Below are 21543 nucleotides of genomic sequence, written 5' to 3' on the forward strand. Positions count from 1 at the left end.
GGCAAGGAGCGCGAAACCTCTTTCCCTTCGGCCGCACTCCCCTCCGTTAGAACAAATGGTCCTCTTCCGACTTCTCCTCGGGCTTGATCAGCATGATTTCCGTCTTCTCGACCGCTTCGCGAATCGCTTCAGGCAGCCATTCCATCCACGCCTCCTGACGCTCCACCACTTTCAGGCTCGGATTCGTCGAAGGCGATTTCGGCACGAACAGCGTACAGCAATCCTCGTAAGGCAAAATCGAGATCGGAAACGTCCGGATCGTCTCGGCGATCGGGATAATTTCCAATTTGTCCATCGTAACCAAAGGACGCAGCACTGGAATTTCGGCCGCCCGGCCAATGACGTTCATATTCGACAACGTCTGGCTGGCCACCTGGCCGAGGCTTTCACCGGTGACAATCGCGAGCGCGTCTCGTTTCTCCGCCAGCTGCTCCGTGATGCGGTACATGGCGCGGCGCATAAGCGTGATGATCAGATTGTCTCGGCACGATTCCTTCAATTTTGTTTGAATCTCGGTAAACGGGACGAGGTGCAGATGAATCGAACCGGCATAATCGGCCAACACCCGGGTGAGGTCGATTACTTTCTGCTTCGCACGCTCACTCGTATACGGATAGCTGTGAAAATGCACCGCTTCGATCCGCAGTCCCCGTTTCATCGCCAAATACCCGGCAACCGGACTGTCGATCCCGCCCGACAGCATCAGCATCGCCTTGCCGTTGCTGCCCAGCGGGAACCCGCCCGGACCGGCCACCTTTTTCGAATAAACGAACGAATCGCGGTTGCGGATTTCCACATGCAGCTCTAGCTCGGGATGTTTCACGTCGACCTTCAGGCCGTCCACATGCTGTAAAATATGCCCGCCGAGAAGATCATGCATTTCGTACGTATCGTGCGGAAATTGTTTATTAACCCGCCGGACGCTGACCTTGAACGTCTTCGGTTTTTCCGGATACCGGTTCATTTCCACCAGCGCCGCCTCTTGTAGAGCGGCAAGCTCGGGAGCCACCTTGATCGCCGGTGAAATCGAAAGCAAGCCGAATACTTTGCTCAGCGCTTGCTGCGCCTCCTCGTAACTTTCTCCGTTCAGTTCGACATACATGCGGCCGTGCGATTCCTTATGCAATTCCGCTTTCGCAAGCGGCTTTAGCACTCTTTTGATCTGCTGCACGATCTGATTCTCAAACCGGGCCCGGTTTCTTCCTTTAAGCATAATTTCGCCGAAGCGAAGCAAAATGACGTCTGTTCTCACCGGAACCTCCTCAAACTTTGAATCGTGTCCTGTAATGCATCTGCGAGTTTGTCTATTTGTTCCAATGTATGCTCGGCCGACAAGCTTATTCGAAGCCCGCCGGAAGCCGCCTGCTTATCCAAACCCGTCGCCAGCAAAACGCGGCTTGGCCGGTCCTCGCCCGACGAGCAAGCCGATTTAGTGGACAGGCAAATGCCGCGATCCTCCATAGCATGGACGATTACTTCCGTTTTGAACCCGTGGGCCGTTAGGCCGACGATATGCGGCGCCATTTCCGAATCGTTCGCCGAGCCGACAACTTGCAGCTCGGGTATTTCCGCCAGGCGCTGCAAAAGCCGTTTGCGCAAAGCCGTTACTATGCCGAAGGCGGCTTCCCGGTTTTCCGCCGCCATCCGCAGCGCCTTTGCCATGCCGACAATGCCCGGTACGTTTTCCGTTCCGGACCGGAGCCCTTCCTCCTGTCCGCCGCCGATCAGCAGCGGCTGCAGCCTAACGCCTTTGCGTTTGTACAAAAAACCGGTCCCCTTCGGACCGCGGAATTTATGCGCAGAGGCTGATAAAAGATCGACGCCAAGCTGCAGCGGATATACGGGCAGCTTGCCCACGCTTTGAACCGCATCTACGTGGAACAAAGCGCGGGAATGCCGCTTGATCGCTTCGGCGATGCCCGCAATCGGCTGAAGCGTGCCGATCTCGTTGTTCACATGCATGACGCTAACGAGTATCGTATCTTCCCGAAGCGCCGCCTCCACTTCGGAAGCGCGTACGATGCCGCTGCGATCCGGACGAATGTAGGTCACTTCGAAGCCTAGCCGTTCCAGATGCTGAAAACATTCGTATACGGAAGCGTGCTCGATGGCGGACGTGATGATATGTTTGCCGCGCCCCGAATGCTGCAAGGCGCTACCGACAACCGCCATATTATTGCTTTCAGTGCCGCCGGACGTAAAAACGATCTCTTCTGCTTCTGCACGCAGCACCTTCGCCATAACGTCGCGGGCTTTCGTTACCAGCCGTTCGGCATCGATGCCGATCCGATGGATGGAGGAAGGATTGCCGAAATGCCGGCCCATTACTTCTCCAACCGCTTCGATGACCGAATCGTAAGGCGGGGTCGTTGCAGCGTGATCGAAGTATAGCATAGCTGTCAGACTCCCTTTATTTATCTGTCGTGCCCGCCCCATATGGCCCAAAAAAGACGATCAACGCCGTTTGCTGCTAGCGGCATTGATCGTGCGTTGATATCAGGGGTTCATGGTTCGTATTCGGGTTCACTCCGCTTCCAGGTGAGTCCCTGTCAGAGAACGAGCTGCTGTTTGCGCTCCAGCACTTTACTGACATACTTCTGCGTTTCCGCAGGAAGCAGATGCAGCTTCTCGTTCAGCTCTGCATCGGTCCGAATGCCAAGCCGGTCGACTCGCCCCGGTCCCGCATTGTACGCTGCCAGAGCTACGGCCTCATGACCGCCGTATTTTCGCAGCAGCCCGCTCAAGTAGCGGGTGCCTCCTTCGATATTTTGCGCCGGATCGAACGGATCGTTTATTCCCATGCTGCGGCCCGTCTCGTCCATCAGCTGCATCAGCCCTTTGGCGCCGGCGGACGAAACCGCGTAGCGATTATACGACGATTCGGACTGAATAACCGCCTTGATCAGCTCCGGTTCGACTTCGTGCCGCTCGGACGCCTCTTCGACGATCGTATCGTAGCTGGAGGATGGGGACGCGGTATACCGCCGCTGCTGCAGGCTATGTAGTGCCCCGTTCATCGTATAGGCGGAAAGCGGGAGTCCTAAGGGCGAATTTCCGGACGCGGGCGCGGCGCTCGTTAAAGCCGAAGCCGTTTCCCCTTTGGTCAGCAGCGATTCCAGCAGCGCGGAAAAGTCGTCACCGCTATTCTCCTTCGAGCTCCGGGGCGACAGCGGGTCGCCGGATTGGAACTGAAGCCTTAACAGCTGTGTCATTAGCCTCGGATCTATGCTCATCGTGAACCTCGCTTCGTTATGATTCAACCTATATTGTACACCGTTTTGCTCCGAACGAACAGTACGTTCGAGCCATTTGTGGCATTTTTGCGAAATTGCCCGCCATCCTTCGGTCGAATAGGGCTGCCTTTTTTGGAGCATAATGGTGCGTAATGCGGAACAAAACGCGATCCATACAATAGTAGGCGCCACTTTTTGATTGCGCTTACTGACAAAAAAGGGGATGACTCGATGCTGGAGTGGTTTAACCGAATCAATCTGTTATGGGCCTTCGTACTACTGGCTGCAACTCACGCCTTGCTTTATTACTCGCTGGGCAATGCCAATTGGGTCGCTCTGGCCTTCCTAGCCGCGCTGGTCGACACCGGTGTCGTAGCCGTCATTCAGCTGTTCGTCAGACAAATAGCCCGGTCATCCGATAAATAGCGGACATTTATGCAAAAAAATGCAGCGCCCTTCCCGATCGGAAAGACGCTGCGTTTTTTTGGACAGCAGCTGATTTACGTATAATAAGGAACAAGTACGTAGTAAGCGATAAGGGCAATACCGCCTAGAACGGCCGACCAGGTTCCGAGCGCCCGGCTTCCTTGCATATAAGCGATGACGCCCAGAATGATCGCTGCCGTCCCCATCACTCCCGGGTATATAAACATGGAAGCAATCGCAAGCACAAGTCCAATCCAGCCGACGGTTTGTCCGCCTTTTACGGTATCGTCCACTTCGGTATCACGGTAATCGGCCCGTTCCAGGCCAAGATCCTCGTTCGGACGGGCAGGCGCTTGTCCGAGCATCATCGGGGCTGCGGGCGTAACCTCGGCGCCGAACTCCTCGTCGAATCCTTCCACACTTCCGTTTCGCCGCACTTCCCGGTTGTTCGGGTTGTCCAACTTCTCGGCGCCCGTTCCGAACCCTTTTTCCTCGTATTCGTCAAACCGGTTTTCGTTCACTTGGCTTTCCCTCCCTGGTTACGATTGTCATAAGCACACATTATTTTTGCTTGAACGTATGGCAGCATGTTACAGAGGATGAAGGCGCCCGGTCTTTATGATCGGAGTCGAACGATTCTCCGGCAAATTCTTCATCGAAGGACGCTTTAGCATGGCTGTCGATGTCGATCATGATCGCGTCCGCCTGGCAATTATTGTTCTCGCCCCAATATGCGCAGTTCGAAACGCTGCATTTCACGAGTGGCTTTGCCACTGCACATCACCTCCACTCACAATATACCCGCGTTGGTTGGGACTTATCCGAGGGGGCGGCTGGGGAACCGGGCAAACTAATCTCAAAACGCAAAAAAGATGCGGGCATCCGCATCTTTCCATAAAGCTTCCATAATGTAGGCTTGTTCCACGTTACACGCGTTCGCCCTGCATTCTGCGCTGAGTCATATAATCCGTTTCGTAATAAGTTAAGTCTTCGCGCAATTCCTCGAAAATTTTGGACAGCTCGATCGTCAAATTGCGGGCTTCGCGGCTCGGCTTTTTGCGGAAGCGGATCGCATCCTGACCGGTATAGGCATATCGTCCGTCTTCGGAGTAGCATTCATTCTGCGGGTAATAAAAGCCGTTTACGCAGTTATGGTAAACATCGTACAAAGTGCGTTCGGCGAATTCTTCATTAAAATTCGGACGGCGCAAGCTGCCGCCCAATTTCTCGTATGCTACTTCGCAAAAAACGAGCAGATGTCTCATATCGGACAAATAGCCGCGGTAAAACTCTTCCATCGCAGGATCGCTCTCGGTCAAAAGCTGGGGCATGCTGTAATGGTTCAGGAAAAGCTCCATTTTGGCGATTGCTTCTTTTAATTTGGTCCGGGTCGTTTCGCATAAATTTTTCACTTGGCCCGTTGTCATCTTGACTAACCTCCTCCAATATGTCGGAACGGTTCGCGAACGAACCCGTTTTCACTACCCTGATTATTACTATCGTACCATAATTCGCTCGCAAAAGTAAGAAAAACGTCTATCGACGTACTTCATGGACGAGCGACCGCGACTGTACCCCACAAAGTGAAGAAAAGCTACGAAGCACATTCCGACTACTTTGCGGGGACCCCTAACCAGCAGAAGTTTTCTTGGTAAAGAAAGTCGTATTTCGTTTCGCTTTAACGCTTTACCGAACTTAAACTTTCTTTAACGATAAGAAAAACGTCTATCGACGTACTTCATGGATGAGCGACCGCGACTGTACCCCACAAAGTGAAGAAAAGCTACGAAGCACATTCCGTCGGAGCAGCTTGCTGCTCTCGCAACAATAGCTTCAATTGGAACACGGATGCCCATCACCCGAATTTCTTCGATAAAAGCTATTGTTACTACTTTGCGGGGACCCCTAACCAGCAGAAGTTTTTCTTGGTAAAGAAAGTCGTATTTCGTTTCGCTTTAACGCTTTACCGAACTTAAACATTCTTTAACGATAAGACGGGTCATGCCTGAAGACCAATTCCGGGAAGCAAAAAACGCGATGCATAATTCCACCCGTCCTGTCTCACCTTAACATCATATATACAAGGAGGACGCCTTATTATGTGGAAAAGACTCGCATCCGCTTCCCTCATTGCCGTTTTCGCGTTGTTCATCGTTACGGCGATTTATCGAAGCAAAGCTCCACACGTACCGGACACGCAAAATCCGTCCCCGTCGCATGAAATGTCGATCAAACAATCGATGCTCGAACAAAACGTAAAAATGACGGAGCAGATGTGCCGCACGCAATGCTCGCTCGATTTCAAGCAGGCACTTCATCAATTAAACATCGGAACGCGGGGCGATGTCAAGTCCGTGCTGGACGAAGTGCGCCGGGAGCACAGCCATATGAAATATTTGGAATGGAGCGGCCTCAAGGCGGACAAAAACACCGCTTTTTCCGGTCATATCCCCGAGCCGATGGTCCCGCAGCTTGCGCCCCTTCTTGTCGATGCGAGAAAATCAGTGCAGGCCGGCAAACCTTATCAATCCGCCAAAATCGGAGAAGGCGAGCAGCAATATATCGTGATGGGCGAGCTGTCCGAAGGCGGAGAGATGTCGCTAATCGGCATCATTCACGAGGATCTGCTGCATAAGGTAGCCATCGATCAGCGCAAAAACTTGCGCCTCGTTCCGTATCCGAGCGACAAACGGTGGAAAATCGAATCCGTCGATTCGAAAACGCTGGAGGACGTCAAAGTCGATCACCCCGAAGACAACGAGGGTACAAGCCATTATCATGTCAATCAGATCGTCGTCAAGTTTCAGAATGAACCGACGCCCGGCGAGCTGGAGCAGTATCGCAAAGATATCGACGCGGTTCATACGGAAAAAGTCGGCAATACGTATGTATTCGAATCGACAAAGCTGGAAGCGAAGCAGCTTATGAACTATTTCCAAAGCAAAAACGTCGAATTTGCCGAGCCCCATTTTCTGTACATGACTAATGAAGCGATAGAACCGAACGACAAGCTGTTTGCCAAGTACCAGTGGAACCTTCCCGCGATCGAGACGATTCCCGGCTGGGATGTGAACCGCGGAAGCGAAGACGTCCTCGTCGCGGTTGTCGATACGGGTGTGGACTTGAACCACCCGGACTTGAAAGGCCGCACAGTGGCGGGTATGAACATCGTAAACAAAGGCGCCGAGCCGCTGGACGATGTCGGGCATGGCACACATGTGGCAGGCGTTATTTCGGCGCTTGTGAACAATGACGAAGGTGTTGCGGGCATATCTTGGTATAACAAAATTATGCCGGTCAAGGTTCTTGACGAGAGCGGCGCCGGTAGCACATATGCAGTTGCCCAGGGAATTATATGGGCTGCGGATCATGGCGCCAAAGTCATCAATATGAGCCTTGGCAACTACGCCGATTCGCAATTTTTGCACGATGCCATCAAGTACGCCTACGATAAGGATATTGTGCTGATCGCGGCAAGCGGCAACGACAATACGGAGCGCCCCGGTTATCCGGCCGCTTATCCCGAAGTATTTGCCGTTGCCGCAACCGATTCGAACAAGCAGAAGGCGTCGTTCTCCAACTACGGCGACTATATCGACGTAGCGGCCCCGGGGGTTAATATCGCCAGCACGTACCCGGACAATCACTACGCGGCGCTGTCCGGCACCTCCATGGCCAGCCCCCATGTGACGGCGCTCGCGGCCTTGATCCGTTCAGCCAATCCGCTGCTCAAAAATACCGAAGTGATGGAAATTATGCGCAAAACGGCCATCGACTTGGGCGATAGCGGCAAAGACAAATATTTCGGTTACGGGCAGATCGACATTGTAGAGGCATTGTCGCAGGCGGCGCAATCGCGCGAAGCTTTAACGCTGTGGCCGCAATGGTTCGAGCGGGAAGCGGACCGTCTCGCGCTGAAGTACAAGGGGAAATAGGATTTAATACCCCACAAAGTGGAGCCCAGGCTTCGAAGCATTTTCCAATTACTTTGCGGGGAGCCCCAAAACTTAAACCGAAAGGCGGCCCTGGCGGGCCGCCTTGTCATGTTTGGCATTGATATAAAGTGTGGCATGCGGAAAGCTTGCCGTAAGCCGGGTTCTGTCCTTCTGGTGGTCGTAACGGGCACCACAACCCTCCCACCGTTGAAGTGACAATCATCTATCTACGTCCGACATTGCTGCCGGACTTTAGCGACCAACCCGAACGCACCTCGGGCAAAGGCTGCGGAACCGGCATAGCCGTCCGCCACGTTCTCTTCGGTCTTGCTCCAAGTGGGGTTTACCAGGGAATAAGTCACCCTATCCCCTCGTGGTCTCTTACACCACGGTTCCACCCTTGCCTGTTCGCCTTGCGGCGTCATCGGCGGTCCATTTCTGTGGCACTATCCTTCAACTTGCGCTGACTGGACGTTATCCAGCACCCTGCCCTGCGGAGCCCGGACTTTCCTCCCGTGCGTTAGCACCGGCGATTGTCTGTCAAACTTTCCGAAACTGTATCTAGTATACTGGACGAAGCCGCTTCCTGCAACCCCGTATGTTCTGCCTGAACAGGAGAATGCTGCGAAATTTGCCATAGGTCTGCTTTCCGGTCTTTACAGCAGCTTGAAAGTTTCCGTATCGACAGCGGATGCGACCGCGCGCGTAGCCGACTTCTGCTCTGTCAGCCGGGATTGCAGCCACGCCGCCACACCGGCCTTCATTATTTTCTCCGCGTTGTGACCGGGGTCGACAATAGCGATCCCTGCGGCAAGCGCATCTTGTGCCGTATGGTAGTCAATATCCCCGGTGACAAGCACGTCGGCGCCGGCGAATATCGCGTGCCGCACATAACGGCTGCCGGAACCGCCGAGCACGGCCACTTTACGAATTTCTTTATCCGGGACACCGACGACACGCACGAACGGAACGTCAAGCGCTTGCTTGACATGCTCCCCGAAAGCGGAAAGCGATATCGCCTCCGGCAGCTTCCCGACCCGTCCGAGTCCGAACGTGCGCCCGTTCAGATCCATCGGATACAAATCGTAAGCAACCTCCTCGTAAGGATGCGCCTTGAGCATTGCCTGAACAACTTTTTTCTCGGCGCTGGCCGGCACGATCGTTTCAATCCGCACCTCGGCCACTCGCTCCAGTTTTCCGAACTTGCCGATAAACGGATCGGCGCCCTCCTGCGGCAAAAAGGTGCCGGTACCCGAAATATTGAAGCTGCAATGGCTGTAATGACCGATAGCTCCAGCACCGGCGGCGAACATCGCTTCGCGCACCGGCTCCTGAAGCGATTCGGGAACGAATACGACGAGTTTCTTCAGCTTGTCGGTATGAATGTCCTCCAAATGCCCGGTCACGGTCAGCCCGAGCGCTTCCGCCATCATATCGTTGACGCCGCCATCCGCTACGTCCAGATTCGTGTGCGCGATGTATACGGCTATGTCGTGCTTGATCAGCTTCTCGTACAAGCGTCCGGCAGGCGTATCGGTTTGCAGGTGCGAAAGCGGGCGATAAATGATCGCATGATGTGCTATGATAAGCTCCGCCTTTAGAGCGATCGCTTCGTCCACGACCTCGTCCGTCACATCCAGCGTCACGAGCACCGTACTTATGTCTTTGCGCAGGGAGCCTAGCTGCAGACCGATTTTGTCATCCGGCACGGCTATATGCTTAGGCGCCAGCCGCTCCATAAGCGCTACGACGGTTTGACCTTTTGCCAACAAGAGAGTACCTCCTCTATGCGTTCACGTTCTGCAAGAAGCTCCTGCTGCCGCTTATAGGCAGCTTCCGTACCTCCCCGGGTCATGCCCGCGATGATATGGCTGATTTTCTCGATCTCGGATTTCCATTTGTCGTAAAAGGCGGCATCGCCGCGCGTAAGCAGCAGCGGGCCGTAGCGCGCCAGTTCGACGGACTCGACTATAAGTCCCTCGCCCAACCGTTTCGGGCGATATAGTTCCCTGTTGGCGGAAGCGGCATCTGGGTGGCGATAGGCGCATAAGATTTCGTAAAACTTGCCGTCTTCCTCCAGCACCGTTTCGTCATGCAGGACCCAATCATTCCTTACGAGCCAGTGGCGCACCTGATCCTCCGCCACGTTCGGCTGCAAAACCAGCGTCCGTACCGAGGCCAGCTTCGGCTTTCCTTCCTCCAAAATCGAGACGATGAGCGCCCCGCCCATGCCGGCGATTGTAACCACGTCGACTTCATGTTCGTCTATAACAGCCAGCCCGTTGCCTTGTCGAACTGAAATGACGGAGCCGAGCCCAGCCTCTTTGACTTGTTTGCTTGCGGCTTCGAATGGGCCGTCGTTAATTTCGCCAGCTACCGCATAGGCAACACGTCCGGTTTGCGCCAAATATACTGGCAACAGCGCGTGATCCGAGCCAATATCGGCTACTTTGGCTCCCTCCGGCACATAGGAGGCAATCGTATGTAATCTTTTCGATAATTTGACCATATCAGAAAACCCACTCAATCCATTTTTTTCGTAAGCCGAACAGTAGGGCTGCAGCCGTTATCAGCTTGCAGAGCAACAGCAGTTGAATCAGCGTCCCGCTTATTTCCCCCGTGTACATGCCATAAAGTTCCGGCATCCACCATAACGTAAAACCGACCAGCAGCAGTACGGCTCCCGCCGACTTGCTCGCCCGATGGAGCAGCCAGCCCAACCAGCAAAACAGTACGCAAAGCGGCAGCCAGCTTAGCTGGGCTCCGATCCATCCGAGCTCAACCCGCTCATGCAGCAAATACGCGTATACCAGTACGAGTCCGCTCCAGCCGCAATAATGAAACAATCCCATACGGGCAAGCAGTCCGATCACAATCCAGATCATGCTGCAAAACGCTACATACGCAAGCGCTATGGAAGGTTCGTTCATGTCGTGCAAGCGAAGCAAATAAAAGCCCGCGCCAAGCAGCGCAATCGAGCCGAGTCCGACGAGAGCATAACCGATAATCGGCGCTTTGCGCGCATACTTAAAACCGAACCCGTAGCAAATCCCAACAACAAGCACAACTGACATAATTTGCAATGGAAAACGAAAAGCGTTAAAATGAAACACGATATAAGCGATCAACGCCGACAAAACGCATCCGAGCAGCCAAACTTTCCAGTTGCTGTTCTGGATTGCATTTTTGGAAACGCCAAGTACGCTGAAATCTTTGTCGGCCGGCTTCGCATCGTACAGATTCATCAAGAAATCGCAATAATGCTCGGGAAGCAGCTTGCTTCTGCGCCACTGCTCGATTTCATATATAATAATTTTCCGTTTCTCCTGTTCCATTCAGGAAGGTAACCTCCGGGCCAAGGAAATGAGGGTTATCATACGACTAGCGATTCGGGTTAAATTCAAGGAAGACCTTGCTGTAGCTTTCGATACAGAAAGGTCTCCGGCAGTTTTATTTTATTTATTCAAGAAAATCTTTCAGCCGCTTGCTTCGGCTCGGGTGACGCAGCTTGCGGAGCGCCTTCGCTTCGATCTGGCGAATGCGTTCGCGCGTAACGCCGAACACTTTGCCGACCTCCTCGAGCGTTCTTGTCCGTCCGTCGTCGAGTCCGAACCGGAGCCTGAGCACGTTTTCTTCTCTCTCCGTAAGCGTATCGAGCACGTCCTCCAGCTGTTCCTTCAGCAGTTCGTAGGCTGCCGCGTCAGCCGGCGCAAGCGCCTCTTGATCCTCAATGAAGTCTCCCAGATGCGAGTCGTCCTCTTCCCCGATCGGCGTTTCGAGCGAAACCGGCTCCTGCGCGATTTTCATAATTTCTCTGACTTTTTCGGTGCTAAGCTCCATTTCCTTGGCAATCTCTTCCGGAAGCGGTTCTCGGCCGAGCTCCTGGAGCAATTGTCGGGAAACCCGGATGAGCTTGTTGATCGTTTCCACCATATGAACCGGAATCCGGATCGTCCGGGCTTGGTCGGCAATGGCGCGAGTAATCGCTTGGCGAATCCACCAGGTGGCATACGTGCTGAACTTGAATCCTTTGGTGAAGTCGAACTTCTCAACCGCCTTGATCAACCCCATATTGCCTTCCTGAATCAGGTCGAGGAACAGCATCCCGCGGCCGACATAACGCTTCGCTATGCTGACTACGAGCCGGAGGTTCGCTTCCGCCAGCCGCCGTTTCGCTTCTTCGTCGCCCTGCTCGATCCGTTTGGCCAAATCGATCTCATCATCGGCCGAGAGCAGCGGTACGCGACCGATTTCTTTCAGATACATACGAACCGGATCGTTGATCTTAATGCCGGGAGGCAGCGACAGATCGTCGTCCAGATGAAACTCGTCGTGCTCGTCGTCTTGACCGGGCGTCATTTCATCTTCTTCCGAGGAGTTGCTTACATCGATACCGAGCTCGGACAAGTGCTCAAAAAACTCATCCATCTGATCCGGATCCTGATCGAATGGAGCCAGTTTCTCCATGATGTCTTTATAGGTGAGCGAAGAACGCTTCTTCCCGAGCTCGATCAGTTGATCTTTCACCTGTTCCAGCGTCAGTTCCGTCTCCAATTCGGTATGTTGATCGTTCGCCATATCCAAGCTCCCTCCTCCCTAATAATAATTAGGCGGTCCCCTCTTTCGTAACCGAACCAAGTAGCACCGCTTACAGTTTATTGTTAGGGCTATTATCTCTTTTGCAACTTGCCGTTCAGGGCGAGTATTTCCAGCTGGATTCGCGCGGCGCCTATACTGTCGCCGGACTTTTCTCTCTGTATCCGTTCTTCCACCAGACGCTCAATCGCTTGCTGCTGCCGATGCTTGTCGATCTGCATCAAGTAGTCCTCGATGACCTGCTCGCTTATGCCTTGACCCGACTCGGTCATCAAAATCGAGCTGACCAGCCGCTCAAGCGCGTCATCCTGCAAAGAGGTCATGTACTTGTTCGCATCCGGCTCGCTTCCTTGCGCATAGTAGGCATATAAATAAGCAGCCAACGCTGCGTGAGCTTCATCGTTAAATGCGTCTCCGAGCCGTTCCTGCACGAGAGCCGATATGTCCTTATCCTGCATCATCACGTATAACAAATGCCGTTCCGCCTTGTCGTAGGCCGGTTTTAGCTTCGGAAGCGGAACGCTGTCGCCCCCGTCATTCCTTACAGTATTCCACGAAAAGTCGTTATTATCCCCGGAAGAGCGCTTTTTTTGGAGCTGCTCGCGGATTTCGTTCGTCTCCTGCTTCATCGTTTCGAACGAGGAAGTGCTGCTGAATTCCGAAGCGAGTTCCTTCAAATAATGTTCGCGCTGGGTAGGGGCGGGGATATTCGCAATGACTTCGCGGATCGCCGTTCTTACATAACGAAGCTTCGCTTCCCCCTCTTGCAGATTGAAATTTTTGCGCAAGTGAATCAGCTTGTATTTCTCCGGCGGTACGGCTTCTTCCACGATATCACTACGAAATCGCTCCGGGCCGAACGAATCGATATATTCGTCCGGATCAAGCCGATTCGGCAGCACCGCCACCTTAATGTCTAGACCCGCCTTCTCCAGTATATGCAATGACTTGTAGGCTGCAGACTGGCCTGCATCGTCGCCGTCGTAACAAATGACGACCCGCTCGGCCGAGCGCCTAAGAAGCAAAGCGTGCTCCTCGGTTAGCGCTGTTCCCATCGTCGCCACTCCGTTATGGACTCTCGCCATCCACGCTTTAATCACGTCGGCGTATCCTTCGAACACCACGACCTGGCCTTGACGCTTCATCTCGGCGCGCGCCGCATGAAAGTTGTACAGCAGCCGGCTTTTGCGGAACAGGGCCGTCTCCGGGCTGTTCAAATATTTCGGCTGATCGGCACCAAGCGTCCGTCCGGCAAAAGCGATGACACTGCCTCTCGCGTCCTGGATCGGAAACATGATCCGATTGCGGAACTTATCGACGTATCCGCCGCCCGATGACTTCGGCGCGATGAGCGCCCCTTTCTCCATCAGCGGCAGCGGGAATTTCCGCTGCTCCAAATATTGCGCGAGAACGTCCCAGCGATTTGGTGCGAAGCCGATTTGGAAAGTTTCGATCAGCGTATCGGTAAATCCTCGAGCCCGCAAATATTCGAGCGCCGGTTTGCCTTCGGCCGAGTTGCGCAAAATATGGTGGTACAGCTTGGCAGCGAACTCGTGTCCCTTCACGATCTGATCTTTCTCGTGCTGCCGCTCCGCCTGCTCCGGCGTCTGCTGCTCCCATACGTACGCGATACCCGCATCATCGGCCAGATGCCTTACCGCTTCGCCGAAAGAGTACCCTTCGATTTCCTGAATGAAGCGGATCACGTGCCCGCCAACGCCGCAGCCGAAGCATTTGTATATTTGCTTCTCAGGATTGACGTTAAACGAAGGCGACTTCTCCGAATGAAACGGGCAAAGTCCTTTCAAGTTGCGGCCGGCTTTGGATAAATGGACGTATTTGCCGACTACTTCCACGATGTCATGGTGCTTTAGGACTGCCTCGATGATGTGTTCCGGAATATGTCCGCTACTCATCCTAATCACCCTTTGTAAAAGTACAGTAATACTATTCGCTAATTCGTCCCATTTTCCTGCAACGCGATTAAAACTTTTGTCAAACATTGTAGAAACGATTGCCGATCCTCATTGGTAAAAGGCTTGGGCCCTTTGCCGTATTTGCCTCCCCGGCGCTGCTTGGCGCGCTCGTGCCTGTTCTCGAGCAGGAAATCGATCGTACGGTCGGTGTATGTTTGACCGCGATTGGAAATCGCTATCGCCCGCTTGGCGAGACCGATCGTAGCGAGACCGAAATCTTGGGTTACGAGTACGTCCCCCGCCGCTATACGGTTGGCAATATACAGATCGACGGATTGATCCGACCGGTCCACCTGAACGATCGTCACCCCGTCCCGCGCCTCCAGCCGATGGTCGAACGATGCGACCATGACAACGGGGACGCCGAATCGAGCTGCGGCATCCGCAATTTCGGATTTGACCGGACAAGCGTCCGCATCGACGATAATTTTGAACCCGATGATTACCACCAATTTCCTCTAGTGTCTATACCGTAATATTATATACGATGAAAAAACAAAAAATCCTGCTTTCTGTTTTCGTTTTTACTTAAGTCTACGCTGTTACCGAAACATGCCGAGGATAACGCCGGCCGTTTCCTCTACCGCTTTATTGGAGACGTCGATCACTTTGCAGCCTACGCGCGACATGACGTTTCTGGCGTGGGCCAGTTCCTTGTTGATCCGGTCCATCTGCGCATACATGGCGTTATCGGCGAGCCCAAGGCTTTTCAGTCTTTCCCTGCGGATCATATTCAGCTTCTCGGGGTCGATGACAAGCCCGATTACTTTGTCCGGCGATACGGTGTACAGCTGCTCCGGCGGCTGCAGCTCCGGAACGAGCGGCACGTTCGCCACCTTGAACATCCGGTGCGCGAGATACATAGACAGCGGCGTCTTCGACGTGCGGGATACCCCCACCAGCACAATGTCTGCGAGCAGGATGCCGGTCGCGTCGCGCCCGTCGTCGTATTTGACGGCGAATTCAACCGCTTCCACTTTTCTGAAATATTCCTCGTCCAATTGATGGATTAGTCCGGGCTGATGCAGCGGCTCGCGATTAAACGCCTTCTCCAGCGTCGCGATGATCGGTCCGAGCAGATCGATCGAGATCACCTTCCGCTTGCGCGCCTGAGCGATCAAATAATCGCGCAGCTCGGGAACGACGAGCGTAAACAGGACAATCGCCTGCGACTTGGCCGCTTCGGTAACGATCAGATCGACGCCTTCCTTGCCGCTTACATAAGGAGCGCGGCGAACTTCCACGACGTTCGGGTGAAATTGGATGGCTGCCGCCTTCAGTACAGATTCCGCCGTCTCGCCCGCCGAATCCGATACGACATAAACGATAGGTTTTGGGATCAATTTATTCATATTCGTCGCTCCTTATTAGAAACTCCACAACCCCAGAAAAATGCTTTATCGACAAAAAAATCCCGTTACCGGGTGTATGTTAGTATTATATTCCATATTTATCCATCTGATCCAGGAAGCTGCGCGACTTCCATTTGATCTCGACATGGGCGTCCAAAAACTGGCGGATAATTTGCTTGAGCTGTTTCTTGGTCGTTTCCTTCACTTCCGTTTTGCCGAGACGGCGAATATCCATGTGCAAAAACAAACGGAGCAGCTTCAGCGCTGTCTCCGATACGGCGATTGAGCCCGGGTCGGTATGCCGGCATCTCGCGCAAACGGTGCCGCCGAGCGAAATACTAACCGTCATCGTTCCTTCCTTCGAGCCGCACGATACGCATTCGCCAAACACTGGCATGTAACCGGCGATCGATAACATTTTCAGCTCGTAAATGTTCGTGACGATCTGTGGATCTTTGTCTTCGTCAATCGCGTCGAGCGACGCTTTGAGCTGCTCGAACAACGGGGCGTTGCGCTCGTTTTCCCCAAGCATCCGATCGGTCAGCTCCATTAGGTAAGCCGCGTAGGCCGTTTTGTGGATATCGTCCTTTAGCCGGTTATAGGCGTTCCATATATCCCCGTTGTTCAGCGTTCCCATCGAGCCGCTTTTATAACAGATGAATTCGCCGTACGTAAATAATTGCGCGATGGCGGCATGGCGGCTTTTGACCTTTTTGGCGCCGCGGGCCATCATGCTGATTTTGCCCGCTTCTTTGGAGAAAACGGTCAAAATTTTGTTACCTTCCCCATAATCGATGCTGCGAATTACGATCCCTTCGACCCTAACGATCATTCGTAACGCCTTCTCCCCATCCCTAATCGATCAGTTCGTCAGCTCCGCTTCATCCGGAGCGGCGTTCTCCTCCTCGTCGGGCATCTCGGCAGTCTGATCCATTTCTTTATAAAGCAAGTACGATTCCACGTCGCCAGTTATCGTAAAATACTTCCACGAAAAGTCACGCATGCGTATCATCCTTTCTATGAGGAAATATTTCGATTGATATTCCCTAGGATGAGCGCGCCGGGCAAACTGTATCCCATGTAAAAAATGCTAGGCCAATGAACCCGGCGGCGTACCATCGTTTCATATATTCCGGGGTCCCTGTAGGGGGTTTAGTCGTGGCGGAATCCGAGATCTTTCAGCACGTGCTCGCGGTTGCGCCAATCTTTGTTTACCTTTACCCACAGCTCGAGAAAAATTTTCGAACCGAGCAGCGATTCGATATCGCGGCGGGCCAAGCGGCCGACCTCCTTCAGCATCGCGCCTTGTTTGCCGATAATGATTCCTTTCTGCGAATCGCGTTCGACGTAAATAACCGCGCCGATCGTCACGATGCCGTTCTCCTCGACCTTCATCTGTTCGATGGCGACCGCGATCGAATGCGGAATCTCTTCCCGGGTTGCATGCAGCAGCTTCTCCCGGATCAGCTCGGCGATAATAAACTGCTCCGGATGGTCGGTCACCTGATCGGCCGGATAATACTGAGGGCCTTCCGGCAAATATTTGCCGACCTGCTCCAGCAGCGTGTTGACGTTGTTGCCTTGCAAAGCGGAGATAGGGATGATCTCGGCGAACTCGTACAAATCTTTGTAAGCGACGATTACCGGAAGCAGTGCCTCCGGATGCACCTGGTCGATTTTGTTCAGCACGAGAATAACCGGCGTTTTGACGTTTTTCAGCCGCTCGATAATGAAGCGGTCGCCCCCGCCGATGCCTTCGGCCACGTCTACGAGAAACAGGATCGCGTCCACCTCGTGGAACGTATTTTCCGCTACCTTCATCATGTAGTTGCCAAGCTTGGACTTCGGCTTGTGAATGCCCGGCGTATCGAGAAACACGATCTGCATCTGTGCGGTCGTATACACACCGTGAATTTTGTTGCGCGTCGTTTGGGGTTTATCCGACATGATGGCGATTTTTTGCCCGATCACCTGATTAAGCAGCGTCGATTTTCCTACGTTCGGCCGCCCGACGATAGCGACAAAGCCTGATTTATGTTTGGTCATGTAAGCCTCCACAGTTTGGATTGCAAATTAAGGGGACGGCTCCGGATCGGATGCCAAATTCGCCGGTCCGAACGCTCCGGGCAGCAGACTGGATACGGTCGTCTCCGCTACATCCCCGTTCAGATTGGTCAAATAAACGGGCATGCCCGGAGCGCAAAGCTCGAACATCACTTGCCGGCAAACGCCGCAGGGCGATATCGGCCCTTCCGTGTCTCCGGCCACCGCAAGCGCGACAAAGCTTCCGGGCGCCTGTCCGTCCGCGATGGCGCGAAAAAGCGCCGTTCGTTCGGCGCAATTGGTCGGCCCGTAAGCGGCATTTTCCACGTTGCAGCCGTAATGCACGTTCCCTTGTTTGTCCAGCAGCGCGCTTCCTACGCGAAAACGGGAATAAGGCGCGTAAGCCCTCTCCCGCGCGATGAGCGCGTGGCGTATCAAATCGGCCGCCACACGGTCCGGCTGATATTGTCCATTCATGGGCAGCCCTCCGTTCTAGAAATTCCGAATCATGAAATAGGCAAGTACGGTCATAATCGTGCCGATAATCGCTCCGATCGCGAGTGCCGGCAGCTGCCTGCTTCGTTTATCGTACAGCACGAACGTAAGCTGGATCGACAAGCTGTAGCCGAGCAGCGCGATTAGCGTTTTGCCGGTGAGCAGAGCGATCCACGTCGAGATGGCGAACGAAACGGCCGTCAGCAAACTCGGTCTCAGCGGTATGCGGCGATCGGAAAAACGAGTTTGCACGACAACGATCGTCAGCGCCACCAGGCTAATCAGCGTCCAGATCAGACCGGGCGTTAACACCGTTTCGCCGGTGCCGGCACGGCTGATAAGGCGATCGATCGGTTCGTAAAAAACGACCATGCCGACAATAGCGGCAAAAACCGCCGATACGAGAACGGCGGCCGCAGCTACGTCTTTGGCGATTTTGGCCAGCGGGTGCCGATCCGGCATCGCCAGATCGACCGCTTTCTCAACCGCCGTGTTGATCAGCTCGCAGACGATGACAAGCGTAACCGACAGCAAAACAAACAATATTTCCGTCTTTGGCAGCTCGAACAATAAAGCGAGTATGAGCACAATAAACGCTACGAAAAAGTGAAACTGCATATTTTGCTGCGTCGATAACGAATGCTTCAGCCCCTCGTACGCATACCGGAAGCTTCTGCGAAACTTTTTGACATCTCTCACCGCGTCAGTCCCGCCTCCAGGAGCACCGCTTCCTGCTTGCCGAACATAAGGCGCTCCGCTTCTTCGTTCTCATGATCGTAGCCGATCAAATGCAGGAAGCCGTGAACGAATAAAAAGCCGATCTCCCGTTCGAGGGAATGACCGTATTCGTTCGCCTGCTCCATCGCGCGCCGCACGGAAATGACGATATCGCCAAGCGGCTCGGCAAACGGCGCTCCTTCCTCTTCGCTCCCGTTATCCGACTCATACTCGTCTTCATCTTCGTAACGGATCTCGGGCTCGCCTTCCACGCTTTCCAGCATCGAAAACGACAGCACGTCGGTCGCCTTGTCGATATTCCGGTATTCGCGGTTCAGCGTTTGAATCGCTTCGTCGGTCACGAAGCTGAGCGCCACCTCGCCGTCCTCGATCCCTTCCGCTTTGGCGGCCAGGTTCAGCAGCTTCTCCAGCATCCCGATCAGCGACTCGCCAATTTCCATCTCTTCCTGTTCGTTCGTCCATTCCAGACTAAGCGTCATACATCCAACGTCCCCTTACGCTTGTTTTGCTTCCTTCGTTTCGGCCTGGGCTGGACTGCTGCCCGCCGGATATTCGATACGCGAATGAAAAATGCCCAGCAGCGCCTCATTCAGCGTTTTGGCGATCGTCTCCAACTCTCTGAGCGTCAAATCGCAATCGCTTAACTGCCCGTCGTCGAGCCGGTCCTTGATGATTTTACGCACCATCGTATCGATCTGCTCGATGGATGGACTGCGCAGCGAGCGTACGGCTGCTTCCACACTGTCGGCGATACCGACGATAGCCGCTTCCTTCGACTGCGCCTTCGGTCCCGGATACCGGTAGTCCTCTTCCGGTATCGGCTCTGCGCCTTCCTCCTGCAGCTTTTTCGCTTTGAAGTAAAAAAACTTGAGCAGCGTCGTGCCGTGGTGCTGCTCGGCAATATCGCGGATCGGCTTGGGGATGTTATGCTCCTTTAGCATCTCCACCCCGTCGCGCGCATGGGCGATAATGATCGATTTGCTGAGATCCGGTTCGATCTGGTCGTGCGGGTTGCCCATGCTCATCTGATTTTCGATAAAATAGCTCGGCCGCTTCGTCTTGCCGATGTCGTGGTAGTAAGAGCCGACGCGGCAGAGCAGCCCGTTCGCCCCGACCGATTCGGCCGCCGCTTCCGACAAATTGCCGACCATGACGCTGTGGTGGTACGTGCCCGGCGTTTCGATCAGCAGCTTGCGAAGCAGCGGGTGATTCGGGTTCGACAGCTCGACAAGCTTGAGCGGCGACAAAATGCTGAACGTCACTTCAAAAAACGGCATCAGCCCGATGACAAGCACCGCCGTAAGCAGTCCGGAGGCTACCGTAAAGCCGAACGAAAACATAATTTCGCTGCGCGTATATACATTGTCCAGAAATGTCATGCACAGGACGGTAACAGCACCGGACAGCGAAACCATAATGCCCGACTTCAGAATCGACGAACGCTGATTCGCCTGCTGAATCGCATACACTGAGGTGATGCACACGACCAAGGCCAATAAACCGTAGCGGAAATCGAACAATTGCTCGCCGCCCGTATTAAAAATGACGCTGGACAAAAGCGCAAACACCATCGACGAAGCAAGCGCCAGCGGCGTTCCGATCAGGATCGCGATCAGCATCGAGCCCATCGCAACGGGAGCGAGGTAGCCGATATTCGCGTAAGGCCCGAGCGAGACAACCTTCATCACGAACACATTAAGCACATAAATCAGAACGAGCATAAGCAGCTGCAGGTTTTGCGAGCGGATCGGATGCTCGCTGTGGCTGACGAACATGAACAGCCCAAGCACGAACAGCCCGCTAAGCAGCATAAGGCCGAGCTGCGGCCAGTAATTCGTTTTCTCCTTCAGCAAGTCCATCGCCTTCAGCCGCTCATACGTCTCTTCCGTAACAAGCTCGCCCTTGTGAACGAGAACATCGCCCTTGTTAATGTAAACGGGCTTCGTACCGTCCCGGGCTTCCGCCCGCGCCTCGTCCGTCGCCTTCTGATTCGGAAATTTATTCGGCGTAAGGACGAATCTAACAATTTCCTGGACCATCTCCCGCGACTCTCGTTTGGACAACGAGGAGGAGTTGACGAACTCGGCCACCCGCGTCCGCGCCGTTTGCGCGTTCAGCAGCTGGTCGTTCATAAGCCGACCGACGATTTCTTTCGCCACAGGCTCCATCTCGTCCAGGTCTTCCTTCGACAGCTTCGGAAATTTGAAGTAAAATTCTTCCGGAATGCGGTACATCTGATCGGCAAGCGCGGTTTTCACCTCGTTCAGGAGCCCGTCGTTCGCAGGATCGCTTGTCCGGATCGAGGCTGACAGCATAGTGACGTAATCGCCGTACATCGTCGGAAATACGTTGCGGAATATACTGGCTTTGTCGTTTGTATTCAGCTGATCGTCGGCATTAATTTGTTTGAGTTTCTCGAAGGTCGTATCGACGAGGCTTTCATTTTTCATCGATAAAATGGAATAGACGGGCTGTACCCGCCTAGCCGCTTCTTCCTTCGCTTTTTGCGTGCCGATCGCGTTCTCGATCTGCTTCGTCGCATAAATCGTTTTTTCGCTGGCCGCTCCCGCCTTGATATCGTAGGTTTGCGGGATAAGCCTGCCTTCCATAGCCAAATAAAACACAAGTCCGAGTAAAACAAACAACAGAAGACGGATGCTTAGACTGGATTTCCAGCCGGTAAGCACGTTCGCCTGTTTTCCGCCTTCAGAAGTCTGCTGGTTGTGAGCCACGTTCAGTCCTCTCTTTC

Annotated in this window: 22 protein-coding genes and 1 other RNA gene; 2 read left to right on the plus strand and 21 right to left on the minus strand. The window is 53.9% G+C overall.

Translation table 11 applies throughout. The annotated features are described in order from the left end of the window. Positions 1-46 precede the first annotated feature (46 nt). The 3 genes from thiI to D7M11_RS03010 all read right to left on the minus strand — a co-directional run bounded on the left by thiI (position 47) and on the right by D7M11_RS03010 (position 3212). Positions 47-1252: a tRNA uracil 4-sulfurtransferase ThiI gene (gene thiI / locus D7M11_RS03000; protein WP_120745645.1), complete on the minus strand. Its 1206-nt coding sequence runs from the start codon at positions 1250-1252 to the stop codon at positions 47-49. Further along, positions 1249-2394, minus strand: coding sequence for a cysteine desulfurase family protein (locus D7M11_RS03005; protein ID WP_120745646.1), 1146 nt, complete (start codon positions 2392-2394; stop codon positions 1249-1251). The genes thiI and D7M11_RS03005 overlap by 4 nt, the downstream gene beginning before the upstream one ends. 155 nt (positions 2395-2549) lie before the next feature. Next, complete coding sequence (locus tag D7M11_RS03010) at positions 2550-3212, minus strand: lytic transglycosylase domain-containing protein (protein ID WP_240040926.1); 663 nt, start codon at positions 3210-3212, stop codon at positions 2550-2552. Positions 3213-3464: 252 nt separating this feature from the next. On the opposite strand from D7M11_RS03010, the gene D7M11_RS03015 reads away from it, so the two are divergent. After that, complete coding sequence (locus D7M11_RS03015) at positions 3465-3659, plus strand: hypothetical protein (RefSeq protein ID WP_120745648.1); 195 nt, start codon at positions 3465-3467, stop codon at positions 3657-3659. Between the two features lie 74 nt (positions 3660-3733). On the opposite strand, the gene D7M11_RS03020 is transcribed toward D7M11_RS03015, so the two are convergent. The 3 genes from D7M11_RS03020 to D7M11_RS03030 form a co-directional block, all read right to left on the minus strand. Next, positions 3734-4180 carry a hypothetical protein gene (locus D7M11_RS03020; RefSeq protein ID WP_120745649.1) on the minus strand — a complete coding sequence of 149 codons (447 nt, stop codon included), beginning with the start codon at positions 4178-4180 and terminating at the stop codon, positions 3734-3736. Positions 4181-4220: 40 nt separating this feature from the next. Beyond that, on the minus strand, positions 4221-4433 hold the full coding sequence (locus D7M11_RS03025; protein WP_120745650.1) for a DUF1540 domain-containing protein: 213 nt from the start codon (positions 4431-4433) through the stop codon (positions 4221-4223). Between the two features lie 152 nt (positions 4434-4585). Beyond that, positions 4586-5086 carry a YpuI family protein gene (locus D7M11_RS03030; RefSeq protein ID WP_120745651.1) on the minus strand — a complete coding sequence of 167 codons (501 nt, stop codon included), beginning with the start codon at positions 5084-5086 and terminating at the stop codon, positions 4586-4588. A 672-nt stretch (positions 5087-5758) separates the two neighbouring features. Here D7M11_RS03030 and D7M11_RS03035 point away from each other — a divergent pair. After that, complete coding sequence (locus tag D7M11_RS03035; protein WP_120745652.1) at positions 5759-7594, plus strand: S8 family peptidase; 1836 nt, start codon at positions 5759-5761, stop codon at positions 7592-7594. Positions 7595-7731: 137 nt separating this feature from the next. On the opposite strand, the gene rnpB is transcribed toward D7M11_RS03035, so the two are convergent. From rnpB to D7M11_RS03110, 15 genes are all read right to left on the minus strand, one after another. After that, an RNA gene (rnpB, locus tag D7M11_RS03040) (RNase P RNA component class A) lies at positions 7732-8143 on the minus strand. Between the two features lie 107 nt (positions 8144-8250). Then, on the minus strand, positions 8251-9366 hold the full coding sequence (locus D7M11_RS03045; RefSeq protein ID WP_120745653.1) for a Nif3-like dinuclear metal center hexameric protein: 1116 nt from the start codon (positions 9364-9366) through the stop codon (positions 8251-8253). Continuing rightward, entirely contained in the window at positions 9339-10103 is a 765-nt protein-coding gene (locus tag D7M11_RS03050) for a tRNA (adenine(22)-N(1))-methyltransferase (protein ID WP_120745654.1), read from the minus strand. The genes D7M11_RS03045 and D7M11_RS03050 overlap by 28 nt, the downstream gene beginning before the upstream one ends. Before the next feature lies 1 nt (position 10104). Next, the gene (locus D7M11_RS03055) at positions 10105-10929 is read right to left on the minus strand and encodes a hypothetical protein (protein ID WP_120745655.1); all 825 of its coding nucleotides are present in this window, start codon (positions 10927-10929) and stop codon (positions 10105-10107) included. Positions 10930-11053: 124 nt separating this feature from the next. Beyond that, the gene (gene rpoD / locus D7M11_RS03060) at positions 11054-12172 is read right to left on the minus strand and encodes an RNA polymerase sigma factor RpoD (RefSeq protein ID WP_120745656.1); all 1119 of its coding nucleotides are present in this window, start codon (positions 12170-12172) and stop codon (positions 11054-11056) included. 92 nt (positions 12173-12264) lie between these two features. Then, the gene (dnaG, locus tag D7M11_RS03065) at positions 12265-14106 is read right to left on the minus strand and encodes a DNA primase (protein ID WP_120745657.1); all 1842 of its coding nucleotides are present in this window, start codon (positions 14104-14106) and stop codon (positions 12265-12267) included. 38 nt (positions 14107-14144) lie between these two features. Beyond that, positions 14145-14606 (minus strand): YaiI/YqxD family protein, encoded by a 462-nt coding sequence (locus D7M11_RS03070; RefSeq protein ID WP_120745737.1) that lies wholly within the window; start codon positions 14604-14606, stop codon positions 14145-14147. Between the two features lie 102 nt (positions 14607-14708). Next, positions 14709-15518, minus strand: a complete 810-nt coding sequence (locus D7M11_RS03075) for a pyruvate, water dikinase regulatory protein (protein ID WP_120745658.1) — start codon at positions 15516-15518, stop codon at positions 14709-14711. Positions 15519-15603: 85 nt separating this feature from the next. Beyond that, positions 15604-16350: a DNA repair protein RecO gene (recO, locus tag D7M11_RS03080; protein WP_120745659.1), complete on the minus strand. Its 747-nt coding sequence runs from the start codon at positions 16348-16350 to the stop codon at positions 15604-15606. A 30-nt stretch (positions 16351-16380) separates the two neighbouring features. Continuing rightward, positions 16381-16521 carry a YqzL family protein gene (locus D7M11_RS03085; RefSeq protein ID WP_120745660.1) on the minus strand — a complete coding sequence of 47 codons (141 nt, stop codon included), beginning with the start codon at positions 16519-16521 and terminating at the stop codon, positions 16381-16383. A 149-nt stretch (positions 16522-16670) separates the two neighbouring features. Further along, positions 16671-17564, minus strand: a complete 894-nt coding sequence (gene era, locus D7M11_RS03090; RefSeq protein ID WP_120745661.1) for a GTPase Era — start codon at positions 17562-17564, stop codon at positions 16671-16673. 27 nt (positions 17565-17591) lie between these two features. Next, on the minus strand, positions 17592-18038 hold the full coding sequence (cdd, locus tag D7M11_RS03095) for a cytidine deaminase (protein ID WP_120745662.1): 447 nt from the start codon (positions 18036-18038) through the stop codon (positions 17592-17594). 15 nt (positions 18039-18053) lie between these two features. Then, on the minus strand, positions 18054-18755 hold the full coding sequence (locus D7M11_RS03100) for a diacylglycerol kinase family protein (RefSeq protein ID WP_120745663.1): 702 nt from the start codon (positions 18753-18755) through the stop codon (positions 18054-18056). Continuing rightward, positions 18752-19273 (minus strand): rRNA maturation RNase YbeY, encoded by a 522-nt coding sequence (ybeY, locus tag D7M11_RS03105; protein ID WP_120745664.1) that lies wholly within the window; start codon positions 19271-19273, stop codon positions 18752-18754. The genes D7M11_RS03100 and ybeY overlap by 4 nt, the downstream gene beginning before the upstream one ends. Before the next feature lie 15 nt (positions 19274-19288). Beyond that, the gene (locus D7M11_RS03110; RefSeq protein WP_240040927.1) at positions 19289-21526 is read right to left on the minus strand and encodes an HD family phosphohydrolase; all 2238 of its coding nucleotides are present in this window, start codon (positions 21524-21526) and stop codon (positions 19289-19291) included. Positions 21527-21543 lie beyond the last annotated feature (17 nt).

This window comes from Paenibacillus ginsengarvi, assembly GCF_003626695.1.
Classification (GTDB): Bacteria; Bacillota; Bacilli; order Paenibacillales; family NBRC-103111; genus Paenibacillus_AB; species Paenibacillus_AB ginsengarvi.